This is a genomic window from Anaerosalibacter bizertensis (genome assembly GCF_009696605.1).
Classification (GTDB): domain Bacteria; phylum Bacillota; class Clostridia; order Tissierellales; family Sporanaerobacteraceae; genus Anaerosalibacter; species Anaerosalibacter bizertensis.
Map to the genome: position 1 here is coordinate 49,506 of NZ_VULR01000003.1, position 26,566 is coordinate 76,071.

25 protein-coding genes are annotated in these 26,566 nt (G+C 30.0%); 22 read left to right on the top strand and 3 right to left on the bottom strand.

The features are described 5' to 3' along the window. Positions 1-7: 7 nt before the first annotated feature. The 13 genes from FYJ27_RS03065 to FYJ27_RS03125 all read left to right on the top strand — a co-directional run bounded on the left by FYJ27_RS03065 (position 8) and on the right by FYJ27_RS03125 (position 12,395). Entirely contained in the window at positions 8-661 is a 654-nt protein-coding gene (locus FYJ27_RS03065; protein ID WP_154482953.1) for an ABC transporter permease, read from the top strand. Further along, positions 658-1,350: an ATP-binding cassette domain-containing protein gene (locus FYJ27_RS03070; RefSeq protein ID WP_154482956.1), complete on the top strand. Its 693-nt coding sequence runs from the start codon at positions 658-660 to the stop codon at positions 1,348-1,350. Before FYJ27_RS03065 ends, FYJ27_RS03070 begins: the two co-directional genes overlap by 4 nt. A gap of 10 nt (positions 1,351-1,360) precedes the next feature. Beyond that, positions 1,361-1,849, top strand: coding sequence for a molybdopterin adenylyltransferase (gene mog / locus FYJ27_RS03075; protein WP_154482959.1), 489 nt, complete (start codon positions 1,361-1,363; stop codon positions 1,847-1,849). Between the two features lie 27 nt (positions 1,850-1,876). Then, positions 1,877-3,103: a molybdopterin molybdotransferase MoeA gene (locus FYJ27_RS03080; protein ID WP_154482962.1), complete on the top strand. Its 1,227-nt coding sequence runs from the start codon at positions 1,877-1,879 to the stop codon at positions 3,101-3,103. A gap of 10 nt (positions 3,104-3,113) precedes the next feature. Then, complete coding sequence (locus tag FYJ27_RS03085; RefSeq protein WP_154482965.1) at positions 3,114-5,018, top strand: molybdopterin biosynthesis protein; 1,905 nt, start codon at positions 3,114-3,116, stop codon at positions 5,016-5,018. Between the two features lie 14 nt (positions 5,019-5,032). Beyond that, positions 5,033-5,992: a GTP 3',8-cyclase MoaA gene (gene moaA, locus FYJ27_RS03090; protein ID WP_154482968.1), complete on the top strand. Its 960-nt coding sequence runs from the start codon at positions 5,033-5,035 to the stop codon at positions 5,990-5,992. A 2-nt stretch (positions 5,993-5,994) separates the two neighbouring features. Next, positions 5,995-6,495 carry a cyclic pyranopterin monophosphate synthase MoaC gene (moaC, locus tag FYJ27_RS03095; RefSeq protein WP_154482971.1) on the top strand — a complete coding sequence of 167 codons (501 nt, stop codon included), beginning with the start codon at positions 5,995-5,997 and terminating at the stop codon, positions 6,493-6,495. After that, positions 6,464-6,904: an MOSC domain-containing protein gene (locus FYJ27_RS03100; protein ID WP_229775461.1), complete on the top strand. Its 441-nt coding sequence runs from the start codon at positions 6,464-6,466 to the stop codon at positions 6,902-6,904. The genes moaC and FYJ27_RS03100 overlap by 32 nt, the downstream gene beginning before the upstream one ends. Before the next feature lie 29 nt (positions 6,905-6,933). After that, positions 6,934-8,256, top strand: coding sequence for a sigma-54 interaction domain-containing protein (locus FYJ27_RS03105; protein ID WP_326831027.1), 1,323 nt, complete (start codon positions 6,934-6,936; stop codon positions 8,254-8,256). 168 nt (positions 8,257-8,424) lie between these two features. Then, complete coding sequence (locus FYJ27_RS03110; protein WP_154482977.1) at positions 8,425-10,239, top strand: aldehyde ferredoxin oxidoreductase family protein; 1,815 nt, start codon at positions 8,425-8,427, stop codon at positions 10,237-10,239. Positions 10,240-10,276: 37 nt separating this feature from the next. Beyond that, positions 10,277-10,504: a MoaD/ThiS family protein gene (locus FYJ27_RS03115; RefSeq protein WP_154482980.1), complete on the top strand. Its 228-nt coding sequence runs from the start codon at positions 10,277-10,279 to the stop codon at positions 10,502-10,504. Positions 10,505-10,507: 3 nt separating this feature from the next. Then, entirely contained in the window at positions 10,508-11,188 is a 681-nt protein-coding gene (locus FYJ27_RS03120; RefSeq protein ID WP_154482983.1) for a HesA/MoeB/ThiF family protein, read from the top strand. A 226-nt stretch (positions 11,189-11,414) separates the two neighbouring features. Then, positions 11,415-12,395 (top strand): L-lactate dehydrogenase, encoded by a 981-nt coding sequence (locus FYJ27_RS03125; RefSeq protein ID WP_154482986.1) that lies wholly within the window; start codon positions 11,415-11,417, stop codon positions 12,393-12,395. Positions 12,396-12,440: 45 nt separating this feature from the next. Here the strand turns inward: FYJ27_RS03125 and FYJ27_RS03130 are convergent, their stop codons facing one another. Further along, complete coding sequence (locus FYJ27_RS03130; RefSeq protein ID WP_154482989.1) at positions 12,441-13,145, bottom strand: FadR/GntR family transcriptional regulator; 705 nt, start codon at positions 13,143-13,145, stop codon at positions 12,441-12,443. Positions 13,146-13,298: 153 nt separating this feature from the next. Between FYJ27_RS03130 and FYJ27_RS03135 the strand changes: the two genes are divergently transcribed. Continuing rightward, positions 13,299-14,207 (top strand): ribonuclease Z, encoded by a 909-nt coding sequence (locus tag FYJ27_RS03135; protein ID WP_154482991.1) that lies wholly within the window; start codon positions 13,299-13,301, stop codon positions 14,205-14,207. A gap of 95 nt (positions 14,208-14,302) precedes the next feature. Here the strand turns inward: FYJ27_RS03135 and FYJ27_RS03140 are convergent, their stop codons facing one another. Then, on the bottom strand, positions 14,303-14,932 hold the full coding sequence (locus FYJ27_RS03140; RefSeq protein WP_154482994.1) for a GerMN domain-containing protein: 630 nt from the start codon (positions 14,930-14,932) through the stop codon (positions 14,303-14,305). A gap of 186 nt (positions 14,933-15,118) precedes the next feature. On the opposite strand from FYJ27_RS03140, the gene trkA reads away from it, so the two are divergent. The 8 genes from trkA to FYJ27_RS12875 all read left to right on the top strand — a co-directional run bounded on the left by trkA (position 15,119) and on the right by FYJ27_RS12875 (position 25,184). Continuing rightward, a complete protein-coding gene (gene trkA / locus FYJ27_RS03145; protein ID WP_154482997.1) occupies positions 15,119-16,498 on the top strand; it encodes a Trk system potassium transporter TrkA in 1,380 nt (459 codons plus the stop codon). Then, positions 16,476-17,927, top strand: a complete 1,452-nt coding sequence (locus FYJ27_RS03150; RefSeq protein WP_326831028.1) for a TrkH family potassium uptake protein — start codon at positions 16,476-16,478, stop codon at positions 17,925-17,927. The genes trkA and FYJ27_RS03150 overlap by 23 nt, the downstream gene beginning before the upstream one ends. Before the next feature lie 273 nt (positions 17,928-18,200). Then, positions 18,201-19,439, top strand: coding sequence for a S41 family peptidase (locus FYJ27_RS03155; protein WP_154483000.1), 1,239 nt, complete (start codon positions 18,201-18,203; stop codon positions 19,437-19,439). A gap of 118 nt (positions 19,440-19,557) precedes the next feature. Next, on the top strand, positions 19,558-21,144 hold the full coding sequence (locus FYJ27_RS03160; protein ID WP_154483003.1) for an AAA family ATPase: 1,587 nt from the start codon (positions 19,558-19,560) through the stop codon (positions 21,142-21,144). A gap of 20 nt (positions 21,145-21,164) precedes the next feature. Then, positions 21,165-22,961, top strand: a complete 1,797-nt coding sequence (locus FYJ27_RS03165; protein WP_154483006.1) for a VWA domain-containing protein — start codon at positions 21,165-21,167, stop codon at positions 22,959-22,961. Positions 22,962-23,103: 142 nt separating this feature from the next. After that, the gene (locus tag FYJ27_RS03170) at positions 23,104-23,859 is read left to right on the top strand and encodes an exodeoxyribonuclease III (protein WP_154483009.1); all 756 of its coding nucleotides are present in this window, start codon (positions 23,104-23,106) and stop codon (positions 23,857-23,859) included. A gap of 191 nt (positions 23,860-24,050) precedes the next feature. Next, a complete protein-coding gene (locus FYJ27_RS03175; RefSeq protein WP_154483012.1) occupies positions 24,051-24,905 on the top strand; it encodes a YitT family protein in 855 nt (284 codons plus the stop codon). 156 nt (positions 24,906-25,061) lie between these two features. Continuing rightward, on the top strand, positions 25,062-25,184 hold the full coding sequence (locus FYJ27_RS12875; protein ID WP_264291937.1) for a hypothetical protein: 123 nt from the start codon (positions 25,062-25,064) through the stop codon (positions 25,182-25,184). Between the two features lie 20 nt (positions 25,185-25,204). Here the strand turns inward: FYJ27_RS12875 and FYJ27_RS03180 are convergent, their stop codons facing one another. Beyond that, positions 25,205-26,563, bottom strand: coding sequence for a metallophosphoesterase (locus FYJ27_RS03180; protein WP_195839066.1), 1,359 nt, complete (start codon positions 26,561-26,563; stop codon positions 25,205-25,207). Between the last annotated feature and the right edge of the window lie 3 nt (positions 26,564-26,566).

The following is a 26,566-nucleotide window of genomic DNA, read 5'->3' on the forward strand; positions in this document are numbered from 1 at the left end:
ATTAACTATGGAATTAGATTTTAGTGAAGTTATACCAGTTATATTATTATCTTTATATATATCTATATTTTCTACTTGTATTGCTTCAATATTGGGAATGCTATTTGGCATTCCCACTGCTTTATTTAAATTTAAAGGTAAAAGATTAATAGTCCATACAACGGATACTTTAATGAGTACTCCTCCAGTATTAATGGGATTATTAGTATATTTATTATTGTCTAGGAAAGGGCCACTTGGTAAGTTTAAATTATTATTTACTCCTACTGCTATGATAATAGCTCAGACACTTTTAGTATTTCCTATAGTTTTCGGACTTACAGTTTCCATTATATCTAAAACTGGTAAACCTATAATAAATACTTGTATAACTTTAGGAGCAAATAGGAAAGAAACTTTTTTTGCTATTGTAAAGGAAAATAGGGCTCAATTATTATCTATTATAACTATGGGTTTTGGAAGGGCTATTTCTGAAGTTGGTGCAGTTATGATGGTAGGAGGAAATATTAAAGGTTTTACAAGGGTTATGACTACTTATATTGCCCTTGAGACTGGAAAAGGAAATTTTAATGAAGCTATTTTTATTGGAATCATACTCCTTATTATATCTTTTGTTATTAATTATCTACTTCATTTGTTTCAAGGGAGAGAAAATAGATGAAAATACAGGTTATAAATGCAATAAAAAAGTATCACAATAAGAAAGTACTAGATGTAGATTATATTGAATTTAAACCTGGATATATATATGCGGTAATGGGTTTAAATGGTAGTGGGAAAACTACCTTGCTTCAGTCTATAGCAGGTATAAATAAATTGACAAATGGTGAAGTATTGTATGATGGGAAAGATTTTAAATATATAAAAGATAGAATAACTATGATGATGCAACAACCTTATTTATTTGATTGTTCTGTAAAAGAAAATATTATAATGGGACTAAAATTCAGAAAACTAGACAAAGATATTATTCAGTCTAGAATGGAATCCTATATTAAATATTTTGACATAGAGGAAATAATAAATCAAAATAGCAAGAAGCTATCAGGTGGAGAGTCTGCAAAGGTTGCATTACTTCGGACATTAATAATGGAAACAGATATTGTGTTACTTGATGAACCAACAGCTAGTATGGACGTGGAGAGCACAATATCAGCTGAAGGTTTAATGAAAAATATAATGAATGAAAATAGAATTTTGATAGTTGTTACCCATGACTTATACCAGGCAGAGAGAATAGCGGATTATGTAGTATTTATGGATAAGGGAAAGATAATAGAAATGGGAGAAAAGGAAAAAGTATTTAGAGACCCTAAAAACCATAAATTAAAATTATTGCTAAACAAATAGGAGGTTAAATATGATTAAGACTGCTGTTATAACAATAAGTGATAAGGGATCTAAGGGAGAAAGGGAAGATAAAACAGGTAAGGAATTGAAAGAGCTTTTGGAAAACGAAGGATACAGTATAGAACATTATAAAATAATACCAGATGAAATAGAAGATATAAGTAATGAGCTTGTTGAATTATGTGATTCTAAAAAAGTAAATCTTATTATTACAAATGGAGGAACGGGGTTTTCAAAAAGAGATGTAACTCCAGAAGCTACAGAAAAGGTTATTGAAAAATATGTACCAGGTTTTGGGGAAGTAATGAGGGCTAGTTCATTGAATATAACACCTATGGCTATGCTTTCAAGAGGAATTGCAGGAATTAGAAAAGACACCCTTATAATTAATCTTCCAGGAGGTCCTAAAGCTGCTATAGAAAACTTAAGAGCTGTATTGCCAGCTATACCTCATGGTATTGAAATATTATTAGGAAAAGGATCTGAATGTGCAAGGTAGTATTTATGGAAGATAGGAGTGATTGTGTTGAATTTATTTGATGTATTATCTGTTGAAGAGGCAAAAAAAGCCATAGATGATTATTTTAAATTTTATCCAAAGAGCGAAAAGGTAAATATTTTAGATAGTATGGGAAGAATAATATACGAAGATATAGTTTCTGAAATGAATGTGCCCCATTTTAGAAGGTCTACTGTAGATGGGTATGCAGTAAATTCTAAAGATATTAGAGGTGCAAGTGAGAGTATACCAGCTATTATGGAGTATAAAGGGGAAGTACTGATGGGAAGGGAACCTACTTCCAGTATAGAATTTCCTGGGGAATGTATATATGTTCCAACAGGAGGCATGATTCCAGATGGTGCAGATTCAGTAGTAATGGTAGAATATAGTGAAAAACTTGATGAAAATACGATACTTATAAATAAATCTATTCCCCATGGTGAAAATCTTGTGGAAATAGGAGAAGATATAGAAGTAGGGGAAGTAATTATAAAACGTGGAAGAAAGCTTAGACCCTATGAAATCGGAGTATTATCAAGTCTTGGTATAATGGATATTCAAGTATCTAAAAGGCCTAAGGTAGCTATAATATCTACTGGAGATGAAATAGTAAATCCAAAAGAAGAACCAAGTTTAGGAGAAGTAAGGGATATAAATTCTTATCTTATAGAATCATCTATTGTTGAGGATGGAGGTATTCCTATTAATTATGGAGTCGTAAAAGATGATATTGAAGATTTAAAAGATACTGTTGACGATGCAATTTGCAAAGCAGATATAGTTTTAATATCTGGAGGTAGCTCTGTTGGAAAAAAAGATATGACTATAGATGTAATAAATAGTTTAGGAAAACCAGGGGTATTTGTACATGGAATATCAATAAAACCTGGGAAACCTACAATAATAGGGAAAGTAAAAGATAAGATAGTCTTTGGACTGCCAGGTCATCCTCTATCTGCTGCAATAGTTTATAAGGTAATGGTTAAGTATTGTATAGATAAGCTTTTGGGATTTGAAGAAAAGGATTATCCTATAGTATGTAAATTTAGTACAAATTATCACAGTGCAAAGGGCAGAGAAGAATATCTTCCTGTAACCCTTTCACAAGATTTAGATAATATAGTTGCAACTCCCATATTTTCTAAATCAGGACTAATAAGTGGTTTTTCAAAAGCAGATGGAATTATGAAAATAGATAAGAACCTAGAAGGTATAGTAGAAGGGGAAAATGTATTAGTATACAAGTTTTAGGAGGGAAAATATGGATCAAAATATTTATTTATCTAATTATGAGTTAGAGGAAGCAATTGAACACTATTTTAGCAAAATAAATATAAATAGAGGAAAAGAGGTTATAAAGACTGAGGATTCCTATGGTAGAATAACGGCTTTACCAGTATATTCTAAGATATCTTCTCCATTCTATAATTCATCAGCTATGGATGGTATTGCTGTAGATAGTAGAAAAACAATAGGGGCAAATGAAAAAAATCATATAGTTCTTGAAGAAGGAAAAGATTATTTAGTAGTAGATACAGGAGATCCAATTCCTAAAGAGTATGATTCTGTAATAATGGTAGAGGATTTAATAAAGTTAGATGATGGAAAGGTAGCTATATATAAAAGTGCCGCATCCTATCAAAATATAAGACCATTGGGAGAAGATATTGTAGAAAATTCCCTTATAGTTCCTTCAGGACATAAAATAAGACCTGTAGATATAGGAGCTATATTGGCAGGAGGAGTAAATGAGATAGAAGTTTATACAAAACCTATTATTGGCATAATTCCAACAGGTACGGAGTTAGTAGAGCCAGGAGTAGAGTTGAAAACTGGAGATATAATAGATTTTAATTCAAGAACTTTTGCTGCCCAAGTTTTTGAATATGGTGGTATAGCAAAAAGATATGCTATAGTTTCTGATGACTATGAAAAAATAAAAGATACTGTAGATAAAGCTGTTTCGGAATGTGATATAGTTCTTATAAATGCAGGATCTTCAGCTGGTAGGGAAGATTATACTTCTAAAGTAGTGAAAGAACTTGGTCAGGTATTTATCCATGGAGTAGCAATAAAGCCTGGAAAGCCAGTTGTACTTGGAAGTATAGAAGATAAACCTGTAATAGGTATACCAGGTTACCCGGTATCGGCTTATGTAGTTATGGAACTTTTTGTAAAGAGAATTATAGAAAAGTATTGTGGTGAAAAAGAAAAAGAGCATAAAAAAGTAAAGGCAATATTATCTAGAAGGATTATGTCATCATTAAAATATCTTGAATTTGTAAGGATGAAATTAGGGAAAGTGGAAGATAAGCTTATAGCTACTCCTCTAAGTAGAGGTGCAGGCACTACCATGTCATTAGTTAGAGCAGATGGAATACTTGAAATACCTCAAAATTTAGAAGGAATTGAAGCAGGAGAAGAAGTAGAAATAAGCCTTTTAAAGGAAGAAAAAGATATAGAAAATACAATTGTATGCATTGGAAGCCATGACCCTATTATAGATATAATATCTGATTTAATTCATATGAGAAATGATGATTATTATTTATCATCAGCTCATGTAGGTAGTATGGGTGGAATTATGGCATTGAAAAAAGGAGAAGCCCATATAGCCCCTGTCCATCTTTTAGATATGGAAAGTGGAGAGTACAATATACCCTATATTAAAAAATATTTAAAAGACAAAGATATATTTCTAATAAAATGTGTAAAAAGAATACAGGGAATAATGGTTCCTAAAGGGAATCCACATGGTATTACTTCCATCAAGGATATATCTGAAAAGAATCTAAAATTTGTAAACAGGCAAAGGGGTGCAGGAACTAGACTATTATTAGATTATAATTTGAAAAAATTAAACATAGACCCAAGTGAAATTAAAGGATATGACAGAGAAGAGTTTACACATTTGCAAGTTGCAGCAGCTGTAGAAAATAATGATGCAGATTGTGGTCTTGGTATATATTCTGCTGCAAAAATGATGGGACTAGATTTTATACCAGTAGCTAATGAGGAATATGATATAGCAATTCCTAGTAAGTTTTTGGAAAAGCCAATTATAAATGAATTTATAAATCTTATAAAGAGTGATGAATTTAAGGAAAAGCTTGATGAGCTAGGAGGTTATGACTATAGGGAAATAGGAGAGATAATACGCCCTTAAAGGAGTTGTTTAATATGCTTGATAAATATGGTAGAAGGATAAACTATATGCGTGTATCTGTAACTGATAGATGTAATTTAAGATGTATTTATTGTATGCCTCCTGAAGGTATTGTTAAGAAAGATCATGAGGATATTATGAGATATGAAGATATTGCAAAAGTCATTAAGGCAGCTAGTTCATTGGGAATAAATAAAATTAGATTTACAGGTGGAGAACCCCTTATACTTAAAGATATAGACAAGCTAATCTACTATACTGGAAAGATTGATTCCATTAAAGACATTGCTATTACGACAAATGGAATACTTTTATATGATATGGTAGATGAACTTAAAAAACTAGGTTTAAAGAGGGTTAATGTAAGTTTAGATTCACTTGATAAAGAAAAGTTTAGAAATATTACAAGAGGTGGAGATATAGATAAAGTTGTGAAAAGTATTGAAAAGAGTCTATCTGTAGGAATAGAAGAGGTAAAAGTTAATACTGTGTTGATGAGAGGAATTAATGATGATGAAGTAGAAGATTTTATAAATTTAACAAAAGAACTTCCTATAACCATAAGGTTTATAGAGTTAATGCCAATAGGAGAAGGTGAAGAATTTTACAAGAAAAATTATATAGATTCTAAAGAAATTCTATTGAATCACAAAAATTTAATACCGATTGATTCTCAAAAAGGAAGTACGGCAGAACTATACAAGTTAGAAAATGCAAAAGGTAAGATTGGCTTTATAACACCTATGAGCTGTAAATTCTGTAGTGATTGCAATAGGATAAGGCTTACTTCAGAGGGGAATATCAAGCCTTGTCTTAACTCTAGAGAAGAGATAAGTATAAGTAAATATATAGATGATGACCTAATTCTTACAAAGAAAATAGAAGAAACAATTTATAATAAACCATTAGAACATTTTCTCATAGAAGATGGAAAGAGCAGAAGTAAAAAGAAAATGTATCAGATAGGGGGATAGAAATGGATTTAACCCATATAAATAAAGAAGGTAGGGCTAAAATGGTAGATGTAAGTAGTAAAGAGGATACTAAAAGGGAAGGAATTGCAGCTGCATCTATCTATATGAAAAGAGAAACCCTTGAAAAGATAGAAGAAGGGAGAATTAAAAAGGGTGATGTACTATCTGTAGCTCAAGTTGCAGGTATTATGGGAGCTAAAAGTACACCTCAAATAATACCTATGTGTCATCCTATAATGATAAATGGCTGTGATATAAGTTTTAATTTAGATTTTGAAAATAATAAGGTAGATATAAGATCGGAAGTAAAAAACACAGGAAAGACTGGCGTAGAAATGGAAGCGTTAACGGCTGTAAGTATAGCAGCATTAACCATTTATGATATGTGTAAAGCAATAGATAGGGAAATGGTTATTTCAGATATTATGTTAATAAAAAAGTCTGGAGGAAAATCAGGACTATTTGAAAGGGATGGGTATAATGGCAAAGGTAATAGCTATTAATATAAGTGAAAAAAAGGGAGAAATAAAACATCCAATAGAGAAAGGTTTTTTTAAAGAAAATCATGGATTAATAGAAGATGCTCATGCAGGAAAATGGCATAGACAAGTAAGTTTACTTGGTAATGAAAGTATTGAAAAAATGCAAAGATTAGGTATTGAAGGATTATCTCCTGGTAAATTTGCAGAAAATATAACAACAGAAGGTTTAGTATTATATGAACTTCCAATAGGAACTAAAATGAAAATAGGAGAGGTGCTAATGGAAGTCACACAAATTGGTAAAGAGTGTCATGAAGGCTGTGAAATTAGAAAGCTTACAGGAGATTGTATAATGCCTAAAGAAGGTATATTTACGAAGATTTTGAAGAGTGGGTGGATAGAACCTGGAGATGAAATTGAGATTTTATAATATTTATTTTATTTGAAGGGGTAGATATAGTGGAAAAAGATAAATTGGTTGAAGAAAATATTGAAAATATACTTGATTCTATTCCGGCAGGTATACTGACTTCAGATCTATCAGGAACTATAAGAATTATAAACAAAAGTATAATTAAACTATTTGGATATAGTGAAGAAAAAATAAAGAGCATGAAAATATGGAATTTAGTAAAAAATTGGAATATGGTACTTGATGAAGTTCATAATAATGGAAGCTTTACTAATGAAGATGTACAGGTAAATGCTCATACAAATAGACTTAAATTAAATTTAAGTGCATATCCTATATATGATTCAAAAGAGAGAATTGTTGAGATAACTTGTATCTTTAATGAAGTAAAAAAACCTAGAAAGCTTGCCAATAGATTGATTAAGAGCCAAGCTATATATACTTTTGATAAAATAATAGGTAAGAATCAAAATTTTATTGATATTATTAATTATTCTAAGCAAATTGCAGATAGTAGATCAAATGTAATCATTGTAGGTGATAGTGGTACAGGGAAAGAAGTTTTTGCTCAATCTATACACAACTATAGTAGTAGGAAAGACAAGCCTTTTATAGCTGTAAACTGTGGTGCTATACCTAGCAATCTAATAGAGTCTGAACTATTCGGATATGAGGAAGGGGCTTTTACTGGAGCAAGACCAGGTGGACATTTAGGAAAATTTGAGGCTGCAGATGGAGGAACTATATTTCTTGATGAAATAGGAGAGATGCCTTTAGATATGCAGATAAAACTTCTTAGAGTTATAGAAGAAGGGGTTATAAATAGAATTGGTAGTATAAAACAGATACCTGTAAATGTAAGAATTATATCGGCTACAAATAAGGATTTAAAAGATGAAGTGGCTAAAGGTAAATTTAGAAAAGATTTATTTTATAGGATAAATGTTATACCTATATATCTACCTTCCTTAAAAGATAGAAAAGATGATATACCTATTCTCATAAATTACTTTATGGAAAGAATATCTAAGCGTTTAAATAAAAGAAAGGTAGATATACCAATTGGGTATATGGAAAGACTCATTAATTATGATTGGCCAGGAAATATAAGGGAATTGGAAAATCTAATAGAGCTTATTATAAATACTGGAAGTATTAAGATATTAGATAAATTACAATTTAATACTGTAGAACCTACCCCTATTAAAAGTGAAGAAATAGATGAAACAATTTTTACACTTGAAACTGTAGAGAAGAAGTATATAGAAAAAGCTTTAAATAAGTTTGATGGCAATATTTCTCAAACGGCTAAAGCCCTTGGAATTGGAAGAAATACCCTATATAGAAAGATAAAAAAATATTCCATATAGTGTTACAATATAGAACTTTGGTCCATAACGGAACAAAACACTGCTTCAAAGGGGAACGTCAAGGAATAAAACCTACTCCTACTCCTTATAAATTAAAGGTTATTTTTTTGGCATAAAAATTGCAAAATATTTATATAAGAAATAACAAATTATAAGGGGGAAAATATTATGTATGGTTATAATGGAAAGGTTTTAAGAATTAATCTTACTGACAGGACTTATAAGTTAGAGAAACTTGATGAAAGTATTGCTAAAAAATTTATCGGTGCTAGAGGGCTTGGTGTGAAAACATTATTTGATGAAGCAGATCCAAAAGTAGAACCATTATCCCCTGAAAATAAATTTATTATAGCTGCAGGTCCTCTTACAGGTACTGCAATGCCAACTAGTGGTAGATATATGGTTGTAACAAAAGCTCCTTTAACTGGAACTATAGGTATTGCAAATTCTGGTGGTAAATGGGGAGCTGAGCTTAAAAATGCAGGCTATGACATGATTATTGTAGAAGGAAAAGCAGATTCACCTGTGTATGTAAATATTTTTGATGACAAAGTAGAGATAAGGGATGCTAAGCATCTATGGGGAAAGGTTTCATCAGAAACTACAGAGATGCTTCTTGATGAAACAGATAAAAAAGCAAAAGTATTATGTATAGGACCTGCTGGTGAGAAACTTTCACTTATGGCTGCAGTTATGAATGATATAGATAGAGCTGCAGGTAGAGGTGGAGTTGGAGCTGTAATGGGTTCGAAAAATTTAAAGGCTATAGCAGTTAGAGGTACTCAGAAGTTAAATATATACGATGAAGAAGAAGCTAAGAGAGTATCTTTGGAAAAAATAAAAATATTAAGAGAAGATCCAGTTGCAGGACAAGGGCTTCCTACCTATGGATCAGCGATTCTTGTAAATATAATAAATGAAAATGGTATACATCCTGTAAGGAATTTTCAAAAATCCTATACAGATGAAGCAGATAAAATAAGTGGAGAAACTTTAACTGAGAAGTATTTAGTTAGAAAAAACCCATGTTATAGATGTCCTATAGCTTGTGGTAGATGGATAAAATTAGAGGATGGTACTGAGTGTGGAGGACCTGAATATGAAACATTGTGGTCTTTTGGTTCAGATTGTGATGTATATGATCTAGATGCTGTAAATAGAGCAAATATGTTATGTAATGAATATGGTATAGATACTATTTCAACAGGGGCAACTATTGCAGCGGCTATGGAACTATATGAGAAAGGCTATATAAAGGATGAAGATATTGAAAAAGATGGATTATCATTAAATTGGGGAGATGCAGAAGCGGTTATTGGCTGGACTAAGAAAATAGGACTAAGAGAAGGATTTGGCGATAAAATGGCAGATGGTTCTTATAGATTGTGTGACTCATATGGTGTGCCAGAATTTTCAATGAGTGTCAAGAAACAAGAACTTCCAGCATATGACCCTAGAGGGGTTCAAGGGCATGGTATAACTTATGCTGTAAACAATAGGGGAGGATGTCATATAAAAGGCTATATGATAAATCCAGAAATTCTTGGATATCCTGAGAAATTAGATAGATTTAGTCTTGAAGGAAAAGCAGCTTATGCTAAGGTATTCCATGATTTAACAGCTATAATAGATTCATTAGGGGTATGTGTATTTACTACTTTTGGGCTTGGTGCCAAAGACTATGTAGATATGTACAATGCTGTTGTAGGTGAATTGCATGATGTAGATTCAATGATGCTTGCAGGAGATAGAATTTGGACCTTAGAAAAGTTATTTAATCTTGAAGCAGGTATAGATAGTACACATGATACTCTTCCAAGAAGATTGTTAGAGGAACCTGTTCCTGAAGGACCTTCAAAAGGATATGTACACCATTTAGATGAATTACTTCCTGAGTATTATGAAGTAAGGGGATGGGATAATAAAGGTATACCAACAAAAGAAACATTGGAAAAGTTAGACCTTGAAGAATATATAAAATAGATAGAAATTCGAAATTTTATTGAAATGAGGTGATACTTTGGAAGTAGAGATAAGACTTTTTGCCTCTTTTAGAGAAGGAAGAGAGAAAAAATATTTTTTTAAAATAGATAATTTAAATTTAACTGTCAGGGATATACTTGAAAAATTAGATATAGACGAAGAAGAAGTAGCTATATTATTAATAAATGGAAGAGATGGAAAAGTAGATAATGTATTAAAAGATGGAGATATAGTATCTCTGTTTCCACCAGTAGGAGGCGGTTAAATTTTGATAAGATATGAAAGAAATATGTCTGCTCTTTCAAAAGAAGAAAATGAAAAATTGAAAGATTTTCGTGTAGTGGTAGTAGGATGTGGAGGTCTTGGAAGCTATACAGTAGAGATGTTAGCTAGACTTGGAATAGGTCATATAACTGTAGTAGATGGAGATAGCTTCAGTGAATCTAATTTAAACAGGCAAATTCTTAGTAACAATCAAAATCTAGGTAAAAACAAAGCAGTTGAGGCTAAAAAAAGAATGGAAATAGTAAATGAATTAATTGAGGTCGTTCCAGTTACTAAGTTTATTGATGAATACAATGGGACAGATATTTTAAAAGGACACCATATAGTTATTGATGGCCTTGATAATATCGACACAAGATTTTTACTTCAAGAAAAATGTGAAGAGTTAAAAATACCTTTTGTTCATGGTGCAATAGGAGGTTGGTATGGCCAAGTTACAACTATTTTTCCAGGAGATAGAACATTAGACTTTATATACAGGAATAGAAGAAAAGAAGGAATAGAAAAACGTTTTGGTAATCCTTCGTTTATACCTGCATTGGTTTCTTCTATACAAGTAAGTGAAACTATTAAAGTACTAATTAAAAGAGGAGAAATACTGAGAAAGAAATTACTTGTTATAGATCTACTTTATCAAGATTTTAAAATCATCAATTTTCAATAAATATAGAATAAAGTAAAGGCTACTAGATTTAAATCTAGTAGCCTTTACTTTATTCTATATTATCTAGGGGTTCATCCCACAAGGGTTTCTACATTTTGACAATCTGTTAATAAAATAACTATTATAGACAATAGTTTGTGACTGTGATATTATAAAAAAGAAAGAACTGGTATGACCAGCATACCACTATAATAATATAAAATATTATTTTGAAAGGGTGAGTTTTATGATTAGGGAGAAGAAAGGTACAAAAATATCTATTATAGGAACAGGAGCTGTAGGGGCAACAACTGCTTATTCTTTAATCATTTCAGGTTTTGCAACTGAGTTAGTATTGGTAGATGTAAATAAAGAAAAAACTGAAGGAGAAGCTTTAGATTTAAGTCATGGTGCAGGATTTATAAAACCTGTAAATATAAATGCAGGTGAATATAAAGATACTAAGGACTCTGATATTGTTATAGTAACTGCTGGGGCAGCGCAAAAACCTGGTGAAACTAGATTGGATCTTGTTAATAAAAACATACAAATATTTAAAGGAATAATCCCAGAAGTAGTAAAATATAGCCCTAATTGTATTTTGTTAATAGTTTCTAATCCAGTAGATATATTAAGTTATGTGGCCTATAAATTATCTGGATTCCCTAAAGAAAGAGTCATAGGTTCAGGTACTGTACTAGATACATCAAGATTAAAATATCAAATAGGTAAGAGGTTTGATGTTGATGCTAGAGATATTCAAACATATATAATGGGAGAACATGGTGATACAGAATTTGTTGCTTGGAGTTTAACTAATATACAAGGAATATCAATAGATGAATATGCTAAAGAATTTAATTATAAATATGATGATAAATTTAGGAGAAGTGTTCATGAAAATGTTAAGAATGCTGCTTATGAAGTTATAAATAGAAAAGGTGCTACTTTTTACGCAATAGCTTTAGCTGTTAGCCGTATTGTAGAAGCTATACTAGGTGATGAAAAATCAATTCTACCAGTATCAACTTTAGTAGAAGATTATTATGGAGTAGATGATATATATTTAGGAGTACCTGCCATAGTAGGAAGAGATGGTGTTGAAAAGGCATTAAAGGTATCTTTAAGTGAAGATGAAGTGAAAGATTTTAAAAGTTCTGCAAAAACTTTGCAAGAAGTATTATATAGCTCAACTTCATTAGATGATTTAAAAGAAGGTTGCATGTAAAAAATACTATTTGTTTCCCCAAATGGGGAAGCAAATAGTATTTTTTTAATTTTTTATAGATTTTTTCATTTCATTATTCACAAATTCAAGATGGTCTGACATTGCTTTTTCAGCTGCCTTGATATCTTTGTTCTTTAGAGCTTCATAAATATTATTATGCTGTTGTTTTATGATTTCTTTATGTTTTTCTTTTATTAATATATTTTTTCTTGTATCTTTTATAGACGCTTCAATAAGGGATGAAACGGCATTTAATATACTTTGTAATAAGAAGTTTTTACTAGATTGAGCTATTTTGTAATGGAACATAACATCCAATTTTACTAATTCATCTTCAGAATTTGATGTTTTTGATGTATCTAATATTTTTTCTATTTCTTCTAATTCTTCATCTACAATTCTTTCGGCTGCTAAAGCAACAGAACCTTTTTCTATAACATGTCTAAGTTCTAATATTTCTTGGGCATTACTTTCTTTGATTAAGAATATTGTAGAAAATGGATCTAGCAATATATCCTCAAAGTTACTTTTTATAAAATTACCTTCTCCTTGACGAGATTCTATAAGTCCCATTATTTCCAATTCTTTAAGAGCTTCTCTAACAGAAGTTCTGCTTACTTGTAATTTTTCAGCCATTTTTCTTTCTGAAGGAAGTTTATCACCTTTTTGAAGGGATCCTTCAGAAACCATTTCTTTAATTTGTGCAATAACTTTTTTGGAAATACTTGTCTGTTTAATGGGAGTAAACATATTTTTCTTCCTCTCTGAATAAGTTGATTTTTAAAAGACTTTGTAGTTTTAAAACTAACTTAATTTTATATAAAATTAAGTTAAATTGCAAGATCTGAAAATTATATATAAAACATTTAAAATGAGATAAACTAGAAGATAGAGGTGATTTAATTGCTTGATATTGCATTGTTAGGGTCTGGTGGTGGAATGCCTATGCCTAATAGATATCTATCTTCCCTGCTTATAAGATATAATGGAAGGAAGATATTAGTAGATTGTGGTGAAGGAATTCAGGTGTCTATGAGAATACTTGGTTGGGGTTTCAAGAGTATTGATATTATATGCATAACCCATTGTCATGGAGATCATATAATAGGTTTGCCAGGTCTTCTTTCTACCATAGGAAATAGTGGAAGAACTGAGCCAATAACTATAATTGGACCTGAAGGTATAACCTATGTAATAGATGGACTAAGAAGGGTAGTTCCATATCTTCCTTATGATATAAATATAATAGAAAATCCTAAAAGTAGAATAAATATAATGGAAAATATGGACATAAAAACATTAGAACTCGACCATTCATTACCTTGTGTGGGTTATAGTTTCGGTTTAAAAAGGAATCCAAAATTTGAAGTTGAAAAAGCAATAAAAAATAGAGTACCGAAAAATTTATGGGGTAGGCTCCAAGATGGGGAAACTGTAGATTTTAATGGTATAAAATATAGTTCACATATGGTATTAGGACAGGAAAGAAAAGGTATAAAGTTAAGTTATATTACAGATACCAGACCTATAGATACTATACCAAAATTTATATATGGAAGTGATTTATTTATATGTGAAGGTACTTATGGAGAGGAAAAAGATCTAGATAAAGCCATAAAGAATAAGCATATGACATTTAGTGAGGCTGCACTTTTAGCTAAAAAGGGGAATGTAGAAGAACTTTTGCTTACCCATTTTAGTCCAGCTATAGAAGAACCAAAGTTGTATGAAGAAAATGCAAAAAATATCTTTTCCAATACAATTATAGGTATAGATAGATTTATTAAAACTTTAGCTTTTAAAGATGAGTGAATTGTTATTCATGTTATTATATAGACTTAATATAGTTGAATATTAAAACACATGCTCTTTTTAGTTAAAACTAAAAAGAGCATGTGTTTTAATTGTTATTCCATTATATTATCTAGGGGTTCTGAAATATCTAGATGTCCCATAAGGGTTTCTGCCTTTTGACCATCTATTAAAAATTGTACTTTATCTACACTTTCTAATTCTATTAGACTTTTAATTATTTGATCTAAAGTAAATCTTTCTTCTAATGATCCTCCATTTAAACCTTCTTGCTTAAAGTTTACAAATGCTGTTTTATCTGATACTTTGACATCAATTAATTCTACACCTGAAGGAATTACAGTACTTATACTATCATCTTCTGTTCCCTTCATTAGCTCTCTCACAATAGCTTCTTCTATTGGCATTTCATCGTATTTAACAACTCTTTTTTCAGGAATAAGTTTTTCTAATGATTCGTCTCCTGTTTCTATATATTTTTTATTTACAAAGTAAAGGGTTACTTCTTTTTCATTAACTTCCTCAGAAGTTTCTTCAGACTCTTCAGTGGCCTCTTCTTTTTCATCTACAGTTTCTTCTTCATTTTTTTCAACTTGCTTTTCTTCTATAACTTCCTCTTCACTTTCTTGTTTATCAATTGTTTTAGGTGCTTTTTCAGAACTACTACAAGCTGTAAGGCTTAAAAGCATTATAGCTGATAAAAAAATAGCAATATATTTCTTCATATTTTCTACCCCTTTCTATATTTGGATTTTATATAATGATGTTATTAATATTATATAGCAAATAAGGATAAAACTGAAGGAAAGCTTTAATATGAAGAAAATATTAAATCCAATTATACACTTTACTAATTTAGAACTAGGAATATAATAAGGATATACATATATTATACCTAGGGGAGGATGGAAATGAAAGTAATGATAGTTGGAGCAGGCAAACTAGGATATAAACTAGCAGAGGCAATGAACAATGAAGATATTGATGTAACATTGGTTGATGTAAATTCTAAAACCTTAGAAAGGATTAATAATCATTTAGATGTGTTAACCATTGCTGCAAATGGTATACAAATAGGGGTATTGAAAGAACTTGATATTGAAACCTATGATCTTTTAATAGCAGCAACAGATGGAGATGAAACGAACACGTTAATTTGTTCTTTAGCTAAAAGAATAGGCTGTAAAAGGACCATAGCAAGGATTAGAAATCCAGAGTTTACTGATCAATTGGATTTTGTTAAATCTGAAATGGGTATAGACTATATTATTAATCCGGATTTAACAACTGCCATTGAAATAGAAAGATATTTATTAAAAAACTATAATTTCCATTCAGGAGATTTTGCTAGTGGGAAAGTTTCCATGATTGATTTTAATATTAGAAATACAAAGGACTTTGTTGGAAAGAAGATAGAAGAATTAGATGGATTAGACGGTTTACTTATTACTGCTATATCAAGAGATGGAAACTTGATTATTCCAAATGGCTCTACTTGTTTAAGGGAAAATGATGTAATTTATGTAATTGGTAGAAGCTATAATATTGATAAATTGGGAGAAAGAGTTAGAATAAATGTAAATAAAAAGGATATTAAGAGAGCGATGATTCTAGGTGGGGGAAAAATTGGTTATTATTTAGCGAAGAGGCTATCGGCTTCTAATGTAAACGTAACAATTGTTGAACAGGATAAAAAAAGGTGTCAATACTTATCTGAAAAACTTGATAATGTCCTAGTAATTCATGGTGATGGAACAGATATAAATCTTTTAGAGGAAGAAGATTTAAGTGCTATGGATGCATTTATTGGTGCCACAGGATATGATGAAGAAAATTTATTGATGACATTAGTAGCTAAACAATCTGGTGTTAGTAAGGCTATTGCAAAAATAAGTAGGCCAAGTTATATTAATATAATAGATAAATTAGATTTAGATGTAGCTTTCAATCCTGTAAATATAACAGCGAGTAATATATTGAAATTTATAAGGGGTGGAAAAGTTGTTTCTGTGTCCTTTCTCCTTGGTGGTAAGGGGGAAGTTACTGAAGTCATTGCAAGTGAAGGATTGCCAATCATTGGTAAACCTATATCTGAATTGAGGCTACCAAAGGGCATTATTATTGGTGCAATTGTTCATAATGGAAATGTAATCATACCAGATGGTAACTCCATAATATATCCAAATGATAGGATTATTGTGTTTTCTTTAGAATCTGATATACCTACTTTGAAAAAACTTATAAATCCAAGAAAAGGAGGCATTTTCAGTGAATTATGGGGTAGTCATTAAAATATTAGGAAACTTATTAACTGTAGAAGCATTATTGATGATACCTTCACTATTGGTTTCATTGTATTATAATCAGTATGATAAAAAGGCTTTTTTAATTAGTATTTTTATAACTGGTGTACTTGGTTTTATCATGGGTAGGAAAGAAGAAACAAAGGAAAATATAAAGGCAAAAGAAGGACTAGCTATTGTTGCATTTGGGTGGATTTTGGCATCTTTTTTTGGCTCTTTACCATTTGTACTCTCGGGAAGTATTCCATCTTGGATAGATAGTTTTTTTGAGACGGTTTCTGGTTTTACAACTACAGGAGCTACAATTGTTGATAATGTGGAATCATTGCCTATGGGAATATTATTTTGGAGGTCTTTTACACATTGGATTGGTGGAATGGGTATATTGGTTTTTACTATAGCCATATTGCCTACTTTAGGAGTAGGAGGATTTCAAATATTTAAGGTAGAAAGTCCTGGACCTATGCCAGATAGGATTGTACCAAAGGTTAAAGATACTGCAAAGATTTTATATATAACCTATTTTATAATGACTGTTTTGGAGATAATACTATTGTTATTTGGTGGTATGTCACTGTATGATGCTGCAGTTCATACTTTTGGAACTGTAGGAACAGGAGGGTTTTCTATAAAGACTGCAAGTGTAGGAGCTTATGATAGTACTTATATACATATTATAATTGGAATATTTATGATTTTATCGGGTGTAAATTTTTCTCTATATTATTTTTTATTTCAAGGAAAATGGAAAGAGGTTTTTAAAAATGAAGAGTTAAGGTTGTATTTTGGAATAATATTTTCTTCTGTTATTTTGATAGCTTTAAATATAAATAGTGAAATATATAAAAATATTGGACTAGCACTTAGGGACGCATTTTTCCAAGTTGGTTCCATAATTACTACAACAGGTTATGCTACTACAGACTTTGATAAATGGCCAACTTTTAGTAAATCAATTTTATTTCTCCTAATGTTTGTAGGAGGATGTGCTGGTTCTACAGGTGGGGGAATAAAAAACATAAGAATATTAGTATTGTTTAAATTAGTTAAGAGAGAATTTTCTAAGATACTTCATCCCAGAGCAGTTATACCCATAAAGACAAATGGAGAAATAGTGTCTAATGAAACAGTTGCAGGTATAACAAGTTTTTTTGCACTATATATTTTTATATTTGTATTAGGAACTGTCCTTATTTCACTAGAAGGAATGGATCTTGTAAGTTCTTCAAGTGCCGTAGCATCAGCCCTTGGAAATATTGGACCAGGATTTGGTATTGTAGGTCCTGTTGAAACTTTTAGCAGTATTAGTTCTATGGGTAAATTACTATTATCGCTATTCATGCTATTAGGTAGGCTTGAGTTATTTACAATAATAGCATTGGTTTTACCTAAAACTTGGAGAAATGAAATTTTTTAAATAAGATATTTATTATCATCTTGGACTTCCAGCTAAAATACCTAAGACTGTATTTATTCAAAGTTATATAAGAGGATATTTTGTCATAATAAAATCTTTCTTTATGGATAGAAATTAATTTTGATATAAAAAGCTATTTAAAATAGTTTCGAAACTATTTTAAATAGCTTTTTTAATATAATATTTTATTAGTTTTATAATAATATTTTACAGTTTTTAAAAATATTTACTATTTGCTATAAAATAGATTATAATGATCTAAGGGGGGATAAAATGGGAAAGAAAAGGTTGTTAAACAAATCATTTCTTCTAATTATAATCTGTATATTAATTTCCACAACTATTTCAGGATGTAGTACTGGAAAAGAAAGTATGAGTATTTCCAATAGAGAACTTACTATGGAAGAGAAATTAGAGGATTTTGAATATATGTATAATATATTAGAAGAAAACTATCCTTTTTTCAAAGTAAATGAAAGGGTAAATGGAGTAGATTGGTTAGGGAATAAGAATGAGTATATTAAGAAAATAAAACAGACAAAAAATGACGAAGAATTTGTGGAGAAATTAAACGAGATAATAGGAGAGTTAAATAATGGACATACTCATTTGTTATCAAGGAATGAATATTTATATTATTATAAAACATATGAATATGATGGACATTTTATCAATAGACCTTGGGGGAAGGTATTAGATGATGAAAAAGCTAAGGCGAGATATAAATTAACTAAGGAAGATATAGAATCATTAGAAGATGATGTATATTTTGAACATACAAAGTCCCCTTATAAAACTGATATAATAATTCCTGATAAAGTTGCTTATATAAAAATTAGTGAAATGGATACACATAATTTGGATGAAGATAATGAAAGGATAAGAGAATTTCTAAAGAGTGTAAAAAAATATCCAAAATTAATAATTGATATCAGGGGAAATCCAGGAGGAGATGATCGTTATTGGATGTACAATATTATCCAACCCCTTATAAAAAGGCCTTTTACTGTAAATAACTTTATTTTTTCTAGAGGTGGGGAGTATACTAAAGAGTTTTATAGGTTTAAGTCTCCTAACTTAAAAAAGGTATCTAATTTAGATAAAGATTTAGTTAAACAATTTCCTAAAGAGGTACAATCAGACTTTAAATATTATACAAAGTCAAAAACAAAAATAAAACCGAAAAAGCCCATAGATTTTAATGGTAAAATATATTTACTAGTAGATAAAGGTGTATATTCATCTGCTGAAAGTTTTGCTTCCTTTGCTAAGGCAAGTGGATTTGCTACATTGGTAGGTGAAAGAACTGGTGGCGATGGAGTAGGTATAGATCCATTATTGTTTTCACTACCCAATAGCGGTCTAGTTGTAAGGTTTAGTAGTCAATTAAGCTTAAATCCTGACTATACAATAAATGAAGAAGTACAAACAACTCCACACATTAAAGTTAATCCCATTCCTCATCCAGATTATAGATATGATGAATGTATTCAAACTGTAATAAAAGATTAAATTTATAGCCTTAGCCAGTGATAGTTAAAACTATATTTGGCTAAGGCTTATATTATGATAAAATAAAAATAGAACTATAGTGAATTTTGACATTAATTATTCTAATAGGAGGAAAAACATGAAATTAGCTAATGTAGGAATAACGGTAGTAAATAAAAAAGTACCTCTTGTACTAGGGGACGAGGTTGTTCTTAAAAGAGAATTAGATTATAAATATGATAAAAATGCAATTAAATGCCTTAAAAATGGAGAATTTATAGGGTATGTTTGTTCTGATGATTATAAAGTGCCAGATAATTGCATAGTGAACAAGAAGTTAGTTCCCTATTTTAAATATCTTGATGAAATATCAGGCAAAATCATAACAAGTGATACCATAGTTTATGCTAAGGATGATGATAGGGCAGAAACAGCATATATTATAGAGATATACTTACCAGATATAGAAGCTAAAGAAAGGGAAAAAGAAAAAGTATTAAAAGTGTTGATAGATGGCAACATAGGTAAAGTTGGAGAAGAAAAGGAGCTATTAGCTAAATATAATTTAGAAAAAGAAGAAGTATTTATAGATGATAAACCTGTAGGAAATATAGTAGAATTGCGACATAAAGACAGTATATTAACAGATTATAAATATTTATTAGAAGATAATGCTGATATTTTAATAAAAGCAGAAGAAGGAAAATATCTCTTTGGAGAAATGGTTCTATCCAAGGAGTCAGAAGATAAAATTAAAGAAGAATATATGAAAAATTTAATTGAAGATATAGTTGAAAGAAAAATAGATACAGAAGAAAATATAAAGGATAAAATAGCTTATATCAATGAGAACAATATACCTAAATGCTTATTTACAAATATTCTTAAGACCTATATTAAATATGATGAAGAAGATTTGTGTTTTATGAAAAAGCCAGAATTTCTATACAGGGATAAATCTGGTGTTTTAAAAAGGGCATTACATTATCTAACTATGAAGGACAAGAATATTACATTGGTTGGAGAAAGAGGAGCAGGTAAATCAACAATGGCAGAAACTATAGCTTGGCTGTTCAACAGACCAGTTATAACCATATCTTTTTCCCGTGATATAGATAAATACGATATTTGGGGATATAAGACTATAGATATAACTGAAGAAGGAGAAAGAAAAGTAGTTTTTGTGGATGGGCCTCTTACAAAAGCAATAAAAAATGGATATATAACAATATTTGATGAGATAAATGTGGCAGATCCAGGGGTTTTAGAAAGTATGAACTCAGTACTTGACCATAGAAGACAAATCTACATTTCAGAATTAGGACAGATAAAAGCTCATGAAAACTTTATGGCAATCACTACAGAAAACGATGATACCTATCAAGGAGTAAATAAGTTAAATGAAGCTTTTAGGGATAGATTCATAAGAATAAGATGTACAGGCCATGATTCTATTAAAGAACTATTGAAATCTAAGAATCCATATATAAAGTCAGAAGTGTTGGAAGTTCTTGATGATATATATAAGGGTATAAGACTACTTATAAAAGAAGGGGAAATATCTGAAAAGAGTTTGACAATAAGAGGTTTTGAAAATGTTGCTATAAGCTATGATCCGGAAATAATAACTTTAAAAGAATCATTAATCGATTGTGTAGTAAATCAAGGGGATAATGAAGATGATAGAGAGCATATTATGAATATAATAAATATGGAAGTACTGTAGCTTAGGGGAGATATTTTAAAATGACTATGAATTATAAAGAAATTGTAGATTGTATTAAGGAAAAGGATTTAGAAAATCAATTATATATTTCTGCAAAATATTTATTGGGAAATAAAGATTTCGAACTATCTATAAAAGGAATGTCATCTTATATAGATGGTAAAGAAATAGTCATTGGACTACCTTATGACTTAATTGAAATTTCAAATGAAGAGGAACTCTATATATTTTTAATGGCGGCTATGGGGAATCAGGCTCAGCGTATATTATCTTCTCCTAAAGATGAAATAGGTAGAACTCAAAAGAAGATTTTTAAATATATGAGGAAAAAAAGAATTAGTGGACAGGTAGCAGAGAATATTTCATATTCTATATTGAATTCATTAGAAGATGGAAGGGTTGAAAATATCCTTGTAAACAATAAAAAAGGTTTTTCTAAATATGTGAAGTATGCAAGATATAAATATTATGTATCTACTAGGTTGGAAAAAGATGAATTATATGATTTTTTAAACTCCATATATATCTATGGAACTACAGGACTTTTACCAATTGGATTTGGAGAGATGTATGCTGGTACTAGATTAGGATACGAATTTTATAAGATTAAAGAGGATATAGATAAGGCAGTGCATTTGAAAAGCTGTAGACAGTGTATGGATATTGCAGAAAAAATAGGGGAGAAAATTTCAGATTATGTAAAAGATTTAGTAGGAGAAGAGGAAGAAATAGATGAAGATAAGATAATGCAAAAAAAGACTTCTCCAAAAAAAATGGAGGAAAAATTTAACCCTAATAATGAAAATGATACTAAAATAGATAATATGATGGAAAATGAAGATTTAGATGATGTAGAGAATAATGAAACCAATATGGAAGAGGAGATTAGGGAAAATACAAGTAAGAATATTGAACAAAACAAAACAATGGCAAAGAGAGATGTAGAGATAGAAAATTATTATCTAGGTAAGGGTGCAGCTCCCAATAGTTCTATAGAGATTAAAAGAATAGATGATGGGGAAGAAAAAATTAATGGAAAAGTTGAATTGCCATTAGATATTAAAAAAAGAGCTAAGAAATTTAATCGGGAAATAATTGAGATAATGGAGGAAAGGAAAAAGCCTCTAAGACGTAATCAAAAGAGTGGAATAATTGATACCAATAATTTATATAGATTTGATATATTTGATGATACAGATATATTTATAAAGAATGCTAAGGCAAATGAAATTGATACAGTATTTTATTTCTTAGTAGATGGCTCTGGAAGTATGAAAGAAAATAATAAATGGGAATATGCCATAGAAACTATGGCTGTATTAGAAGAAGCGTTGAAACAAATAGTTAAAATAAAGGTGGTAGTCTTCAATACTAGCTGGAAAAACACAGAGCATATAATTATAAAGGATTTTGATGATAATACAAAAAATACAAATCTTATATACACTAGTTATAAAAACAAGTATATAATTGCAGGAGGTGCCAATAAGGATGGAGCAAATATTAGAATAGCTTCCAAAGAGTTAGAGAAAAGGGATGAGAAGCAGAAAATATTATTTGTTCTATCAGATGGGATGCCTTCAGCATATCAGTATAATGGGCAATTTGCTATAGATGATGTAAAAAATGCAGTAAAAGAAGTTAGGGATAAAAATATGGAAGTCATTTCTATAATGTTTGGAAGTAGAGACTTTAGAAAAGAATATTATAATGTTTATAAGGAAATGTATGAAAAAAATATTATATCTGCCGAACCATCGGAGATTTTTGAAAAAGTAATTAAAGTTTTAAAAGATATATTTTTAAATAGTAATTAGAAGCCATGGTTATTTACTCATGGCCTTATTTTTAGTTAAAATTATTTGAAATGGGTATAAGATGTTTGCATGACAATTTTTTATATAGTATAACTATCATTGGACAAGCAATATAAATGAATTTAAGTAATGGGGGGTTAAAATGAAGCTTATTTCTTGGAATGTCAATGGCCTAAGAGCCTGCGTACGTAAAGGATTTTTAGACTATTTTAAAGATATTGATGCAGATATATTTTGTGTTCAGGAAACTAAATTACAAGAAGGACAAATAGATTTGGATTTAGAAGGTTATTATGATTATTGGAATTATGCAGAGAAAAAAGGCTATTCAGGAACAGCTGTATTTACAAAAGAAAAGCCTTTATCAGTTAAATATGGATTAGGAATTGAAGAACATGATAATGAAGGAAGGGTGATAACTTTAGAATTTGAAAAGTTTTACTTAGTAAATGTATATACACCTAATTCTCAAAGAGAGCTAACAAGGCTTGATTATAGAATGACTTGGGAAGATGAATTTAGGAGTTATTTACAACAACTAGATAAAGACAAGCCTGTTATCTTATGTGGGGATCTTAATGTAGCTCATAAAGAAATAGATTTAAAAAATCCAAAAACTAATAGAAGAAATGCAGGTTTTACAGATGAAGAGCGTGGAAAGATGACAGAACTTTTAGGTTCTGGTTTTATAGATACATTTAGGTATTTTTATCCAGATAAAGAAGAAGCCTATAGCTGGTGGTCTTATATGAGGAAATCTAGAGATAGAAATGTTGGTTGGAGGATTGACTATTTCATTGTATCCGAAAGATTGAAAGATAACTTAAAAGATGCTGAGATACATTCAGAAGTACTAGGCAGTGATCATTGTCCAGTTGCTTTAGAGATAGAGATTTAATATTTAAAATAAAAAAATTAGATATGAAGCTGTAATAATTATAAATTCATTTTTTCTTTATAATTATTACAGCTTTAAACTTTATATAGGTTTTAAAGGTGTAAATGAAGGATGGGATGGTTGAAACATGCATAGATGGTTGATATAATTAGGCTTATTGTTGATTTTAATAATTTTGGAGGAATATTTAGATGAATAAAGAGCAGAAAGAATTTTGTATTAAAGTAATTAAAATTTTACTAGGTAGCCTAATTTATTCTATTGCAGTTAACGGATTTATATCTCCTCATCATCTGCTAAGTGGAGGGGTAACAGGAATATCACTTATTTTACAGTATATATCTAATATTCCATCAGGATATTGGGTATTGATTATTAATATACCTATATTCATAATTGGATATAAGTTTGTAGATAGGGACTTTATTATACTAAGCTTTATTGGAACAATATCTATGTCCCTGTTATTAATCTTAACTAAGGATATTGCAAGTTATTTAAAGGTAGATGATATTGTTATATCAACTATATTTGGAGGAGTTTTAACTGGAATTGGAGCTGGAATTATATTTAAGGCAGGAGCATCTCAAGGTGGTACAGATATTATAGCTATTATTATTAGACGAAAACATGGTATAAAGATATCAACATTATATTTTATATTAAATGGAATTATTGCAGGGCTTGGAGTTTTAATTACTAGTTTAAAACTAACATTATATACATTAGCATTAATGTATATAAAATCTCTAGCTATAGATAAAGCGATTAATGCTTTCAATAAGAAGAAAATATTGCTTATTGTGACTTCGAAGGAACAAGAAGTATCAGAAGCTATAATAAATAGAATAGGTAGAGGAACTACATTCCTATATGGCGAGGGAGCTTATACAGGAATTAAGAGAAAGATAATATACTGTGTAGTTACTGAAAATGAATTGCATAGAGTTAAAAAAATGATTGAGGAAATAGATGAAACAGCCTTAATATCTATTTCAGATGCAATTGATGTTCAAGGTAGAGGATTTATAAAACCAGCAATATAAAAAAAGTAGCCTGATGGTTTTATCAGGCTACTTTTTTAAAAAAATCTAATATGTAAAACAAAGAAAAAAGTTAAGAAAGTATACTATTTGGGTAAACTAATAATAGAAGGAGAATTAAAAAAATATAGGAAAATAGTTTTTAAAGGGGGAGATAAAATGTTATTAAATAACAATGTTTTATTATTCCTAGATATAGTACCAAACTATGATAGAGGATTAAGAGAATATGAAAGAATTGAATATAAAGAAATTAAAGTTGATGATACTATAGGAAATTGAGGGGGAATAGCTATTCCCCCTCAATTATTTTTTATTGGAATATGTAATTTATTGTTATCTATGTTTTGGTTATCGAGTATACTTTCCATATACTCTTTCAGAAAGTCTGGTCCAATACTTTTTACTAATTTATATCCTGGAGATTTTCTTACTTCTTTTACATTTATGTTTCCAGATCCTTCGAAATATTTTAAGTTCAACTTTGCTAGGATTTCTGACATTAGTCTCATGTCTTTATCTGTATATTCATGGATATCGTATAAGTCATCATAAAACTTATAATAAGATCTGTTTTCAAAGAATTTTTTAGAGTATTCTTTAAAGTTATTTATATTCTTGTCATTTATATTGTTTTTACTAGCCCAACCTTCCATATCTATCCAAGCTGTACTATAATCGTAGCCTCTTTTAGGGCAATATTCTATAATACCATATTTATGAGGATATACACATAGAGCGCTAGTAGCTACATCGTATATTGAAATATTTTTTTCTTTATAGGATTTTATACTTTGAAGATGTATATGACCGGTTAAAACTAGTTCGATACCACAGTTTTTAAATATTTCTATGGCATCTTTATTGTTATTCAATGTATATCCTTCATTTACTACTTGACTATGATCTAATAAACTATGATGCATTACAGCTATAACTTGAGCATTTTTTTCTTTTGCTAAATCACTGCATTCTTTAATCCATTGGAGTGTTCCAGGACAAATCAATCCATCATGTTGTGGTCTATTAAATGTCATATTATTTTCATATTGATTAGTATCCATCATAAGAAGCCATAGATCTTTTGAAGGTGCTGCAAGATAGCTCAAAGAGTTTTCATCCCTAGAAATAGCATCGTTATAGCCAAAATCCCCATATATCTTGGCAAAATCTTTATCTGAAATGGTTTTAACTTTATGTTTTTTCTTTCCTTTAAATTCTACTGCCCAAGGATTTTTTATATCATGATTTCCTGGTATTACATAAACAGATGTACCTGAATCTTGAATAATCTTTAGTTTTTCAGAAAAATCTAAATGACTTTCTCTTTCTCCGTTATTTGTTAAATCACCACTAATAATGAGTACATTAGGTTTCTGATTTTTAATATCATAGATAAAGGCATCCATTATTTCTTCAATATAATTCAGTTGTTTACCATCTCCAGCCATAATAAAGTTTCTGTAGGCTTTTCCTCTATCGGTTAAATCTTTGGATAAGTAATGTGGGTCTGTTGCAATAAAGAATTTTATTCTTTTATTAGAGTCAATCGTGCAGGGTGGATTGGAACAGACAGGGCTAATAGGACAAACGTATAGCCATACAAAAAGGATTAAGATTACGAAAACTATAATTATTATAAACACTTTTTTGCTCCACATAAT

Bases quoted from the DNA above. Each gene is read 5' to 3' on its own strand.
- FYJ27_RS03140 (WP_154482994.1), bottom strand. From the start codon at position 14,932: ATGAAGAAATATATTGCTATTTTTTTATCAGCTATAATGCTTTTAAGC.
- FYJ27_RS03110 (WP_154482977.1), top strand. From the start codon at position 8,425: ATGTATGGTTATAATGGAAAGGTTTTAAGAATTAATCTTACTGACAGG.
- moaC (WP_154482971.1), top strand. From the start codon at position 5,995: ATGGATTTAACCCATATAAATAAAGAAGGTAGGGCTAAAATGGTAGAT.
- mog (WP_154482959.1), top strand. From the start codon at position 1,361: ATGATTAAGACTGCTGTTATAACAATAAGTGATAAGGGATCTAAGGGA.
- FYJ27_RS03180 (WP_195839066.1), bottom strand. From the start codon at position 26,563: ATGTGGAGCAAAAAAGTGTTTATAATAATTATAGTTTTCGTAATCTTA.
- FYJ27_RS03085 (WP_154482965.1), top strand. From the start codon at position 3,114: ATGGATCAAAATATTTATTTATCTAATTATGAGTTAGAGGAAGCAATT.
- FYJ27_RS03160 (WP_154483003.1), top strand. From the start codon at position 19,558: ATGAAATTAGCTAATGTAGGAATAACGGTAGTAAATAAAAAAGTACCT.
- FYJ27_RS03070 (WP_154482956.1), top strand. From the start codon at position 658: ATGAAAATACAGGTTATAAATGCAATAAAAAAGTATCACAATAAGAAA.
- FYJ27_RS03170 (WP_154483009.1), top strand. From the start codon at position 23,104: ATGAAGCTTATTTCTTGGAATGTCAATGGCCTAAGAGCCTGCGTACGT.
- FYJ27_RS03130 (WP_154482989.1), bottom strand. From the start codon at position 13,145: ATGTTTACTCCCATTAAACAGACAAGTATTTCCAAAAAAGTTATTGCA.
- FYJ27_RS03175 (WP_154483012.1), top strand. From the start codon at position 24,051: ATGAATAAAGAGCAGAAAGAATTTTGTATTAAAGTAATTAAAATTTTA.
- FYJ27_RS03065 (WP_154482953.1), top strand. From the start codon at position 8: ATGGAATTAGATTTTAGTGAAGTTATACCAGTTATATTATTATCTTTA.
- trkA (WP_154482997.1), top strand. From the start codon at position 15,119: ATGAAAGTAATGATAGTTGGAGCAGGCAAACTAGGATATAAACTAGCA.
- FYJ27_RS03125 (WP_154482986.1), top strand. From the start codon at position 11,415: ATGATTAGGGAGAAGAAAGGTACAAAAATATCTATTATAGGAACAGGA.
- FYJ27_RS03100 (WP_229775461.1), top strand. From the start codon at position 6,464: ATGGGTATAATGGCAAAGGTAATAGCTATTAATATAAGTGAAAAAAAG.
- moaA (WP_154482968.1), top strand. From the start codon at position 5,033: ATGCTTGATAAATATGGTAGAAGGATAAACTATATGCGTGTATCTGTA.
- FYJ27_RS12875 (WP_264291937.1), top strand. From the start codon at position 25,062: ATGTTATTAAATAACAATGTTTTATTATTCCTAGATATAGTACCAAAC.
- FYJ27_RS03155 (WP_154483000.1), top strand. From the start codon at position 18,201: ATGGGAAAGAAAAGGTTGTTAAACAAATCATTTCTTCTAATTATAATC.
- FYJ27_RS03165 (WP_154483006.1), top strand. From the start codon at position 21,165: ATGACTATGAATTATAAAGAAATTGTAGATTGTATTAAGGAAAAGGAT.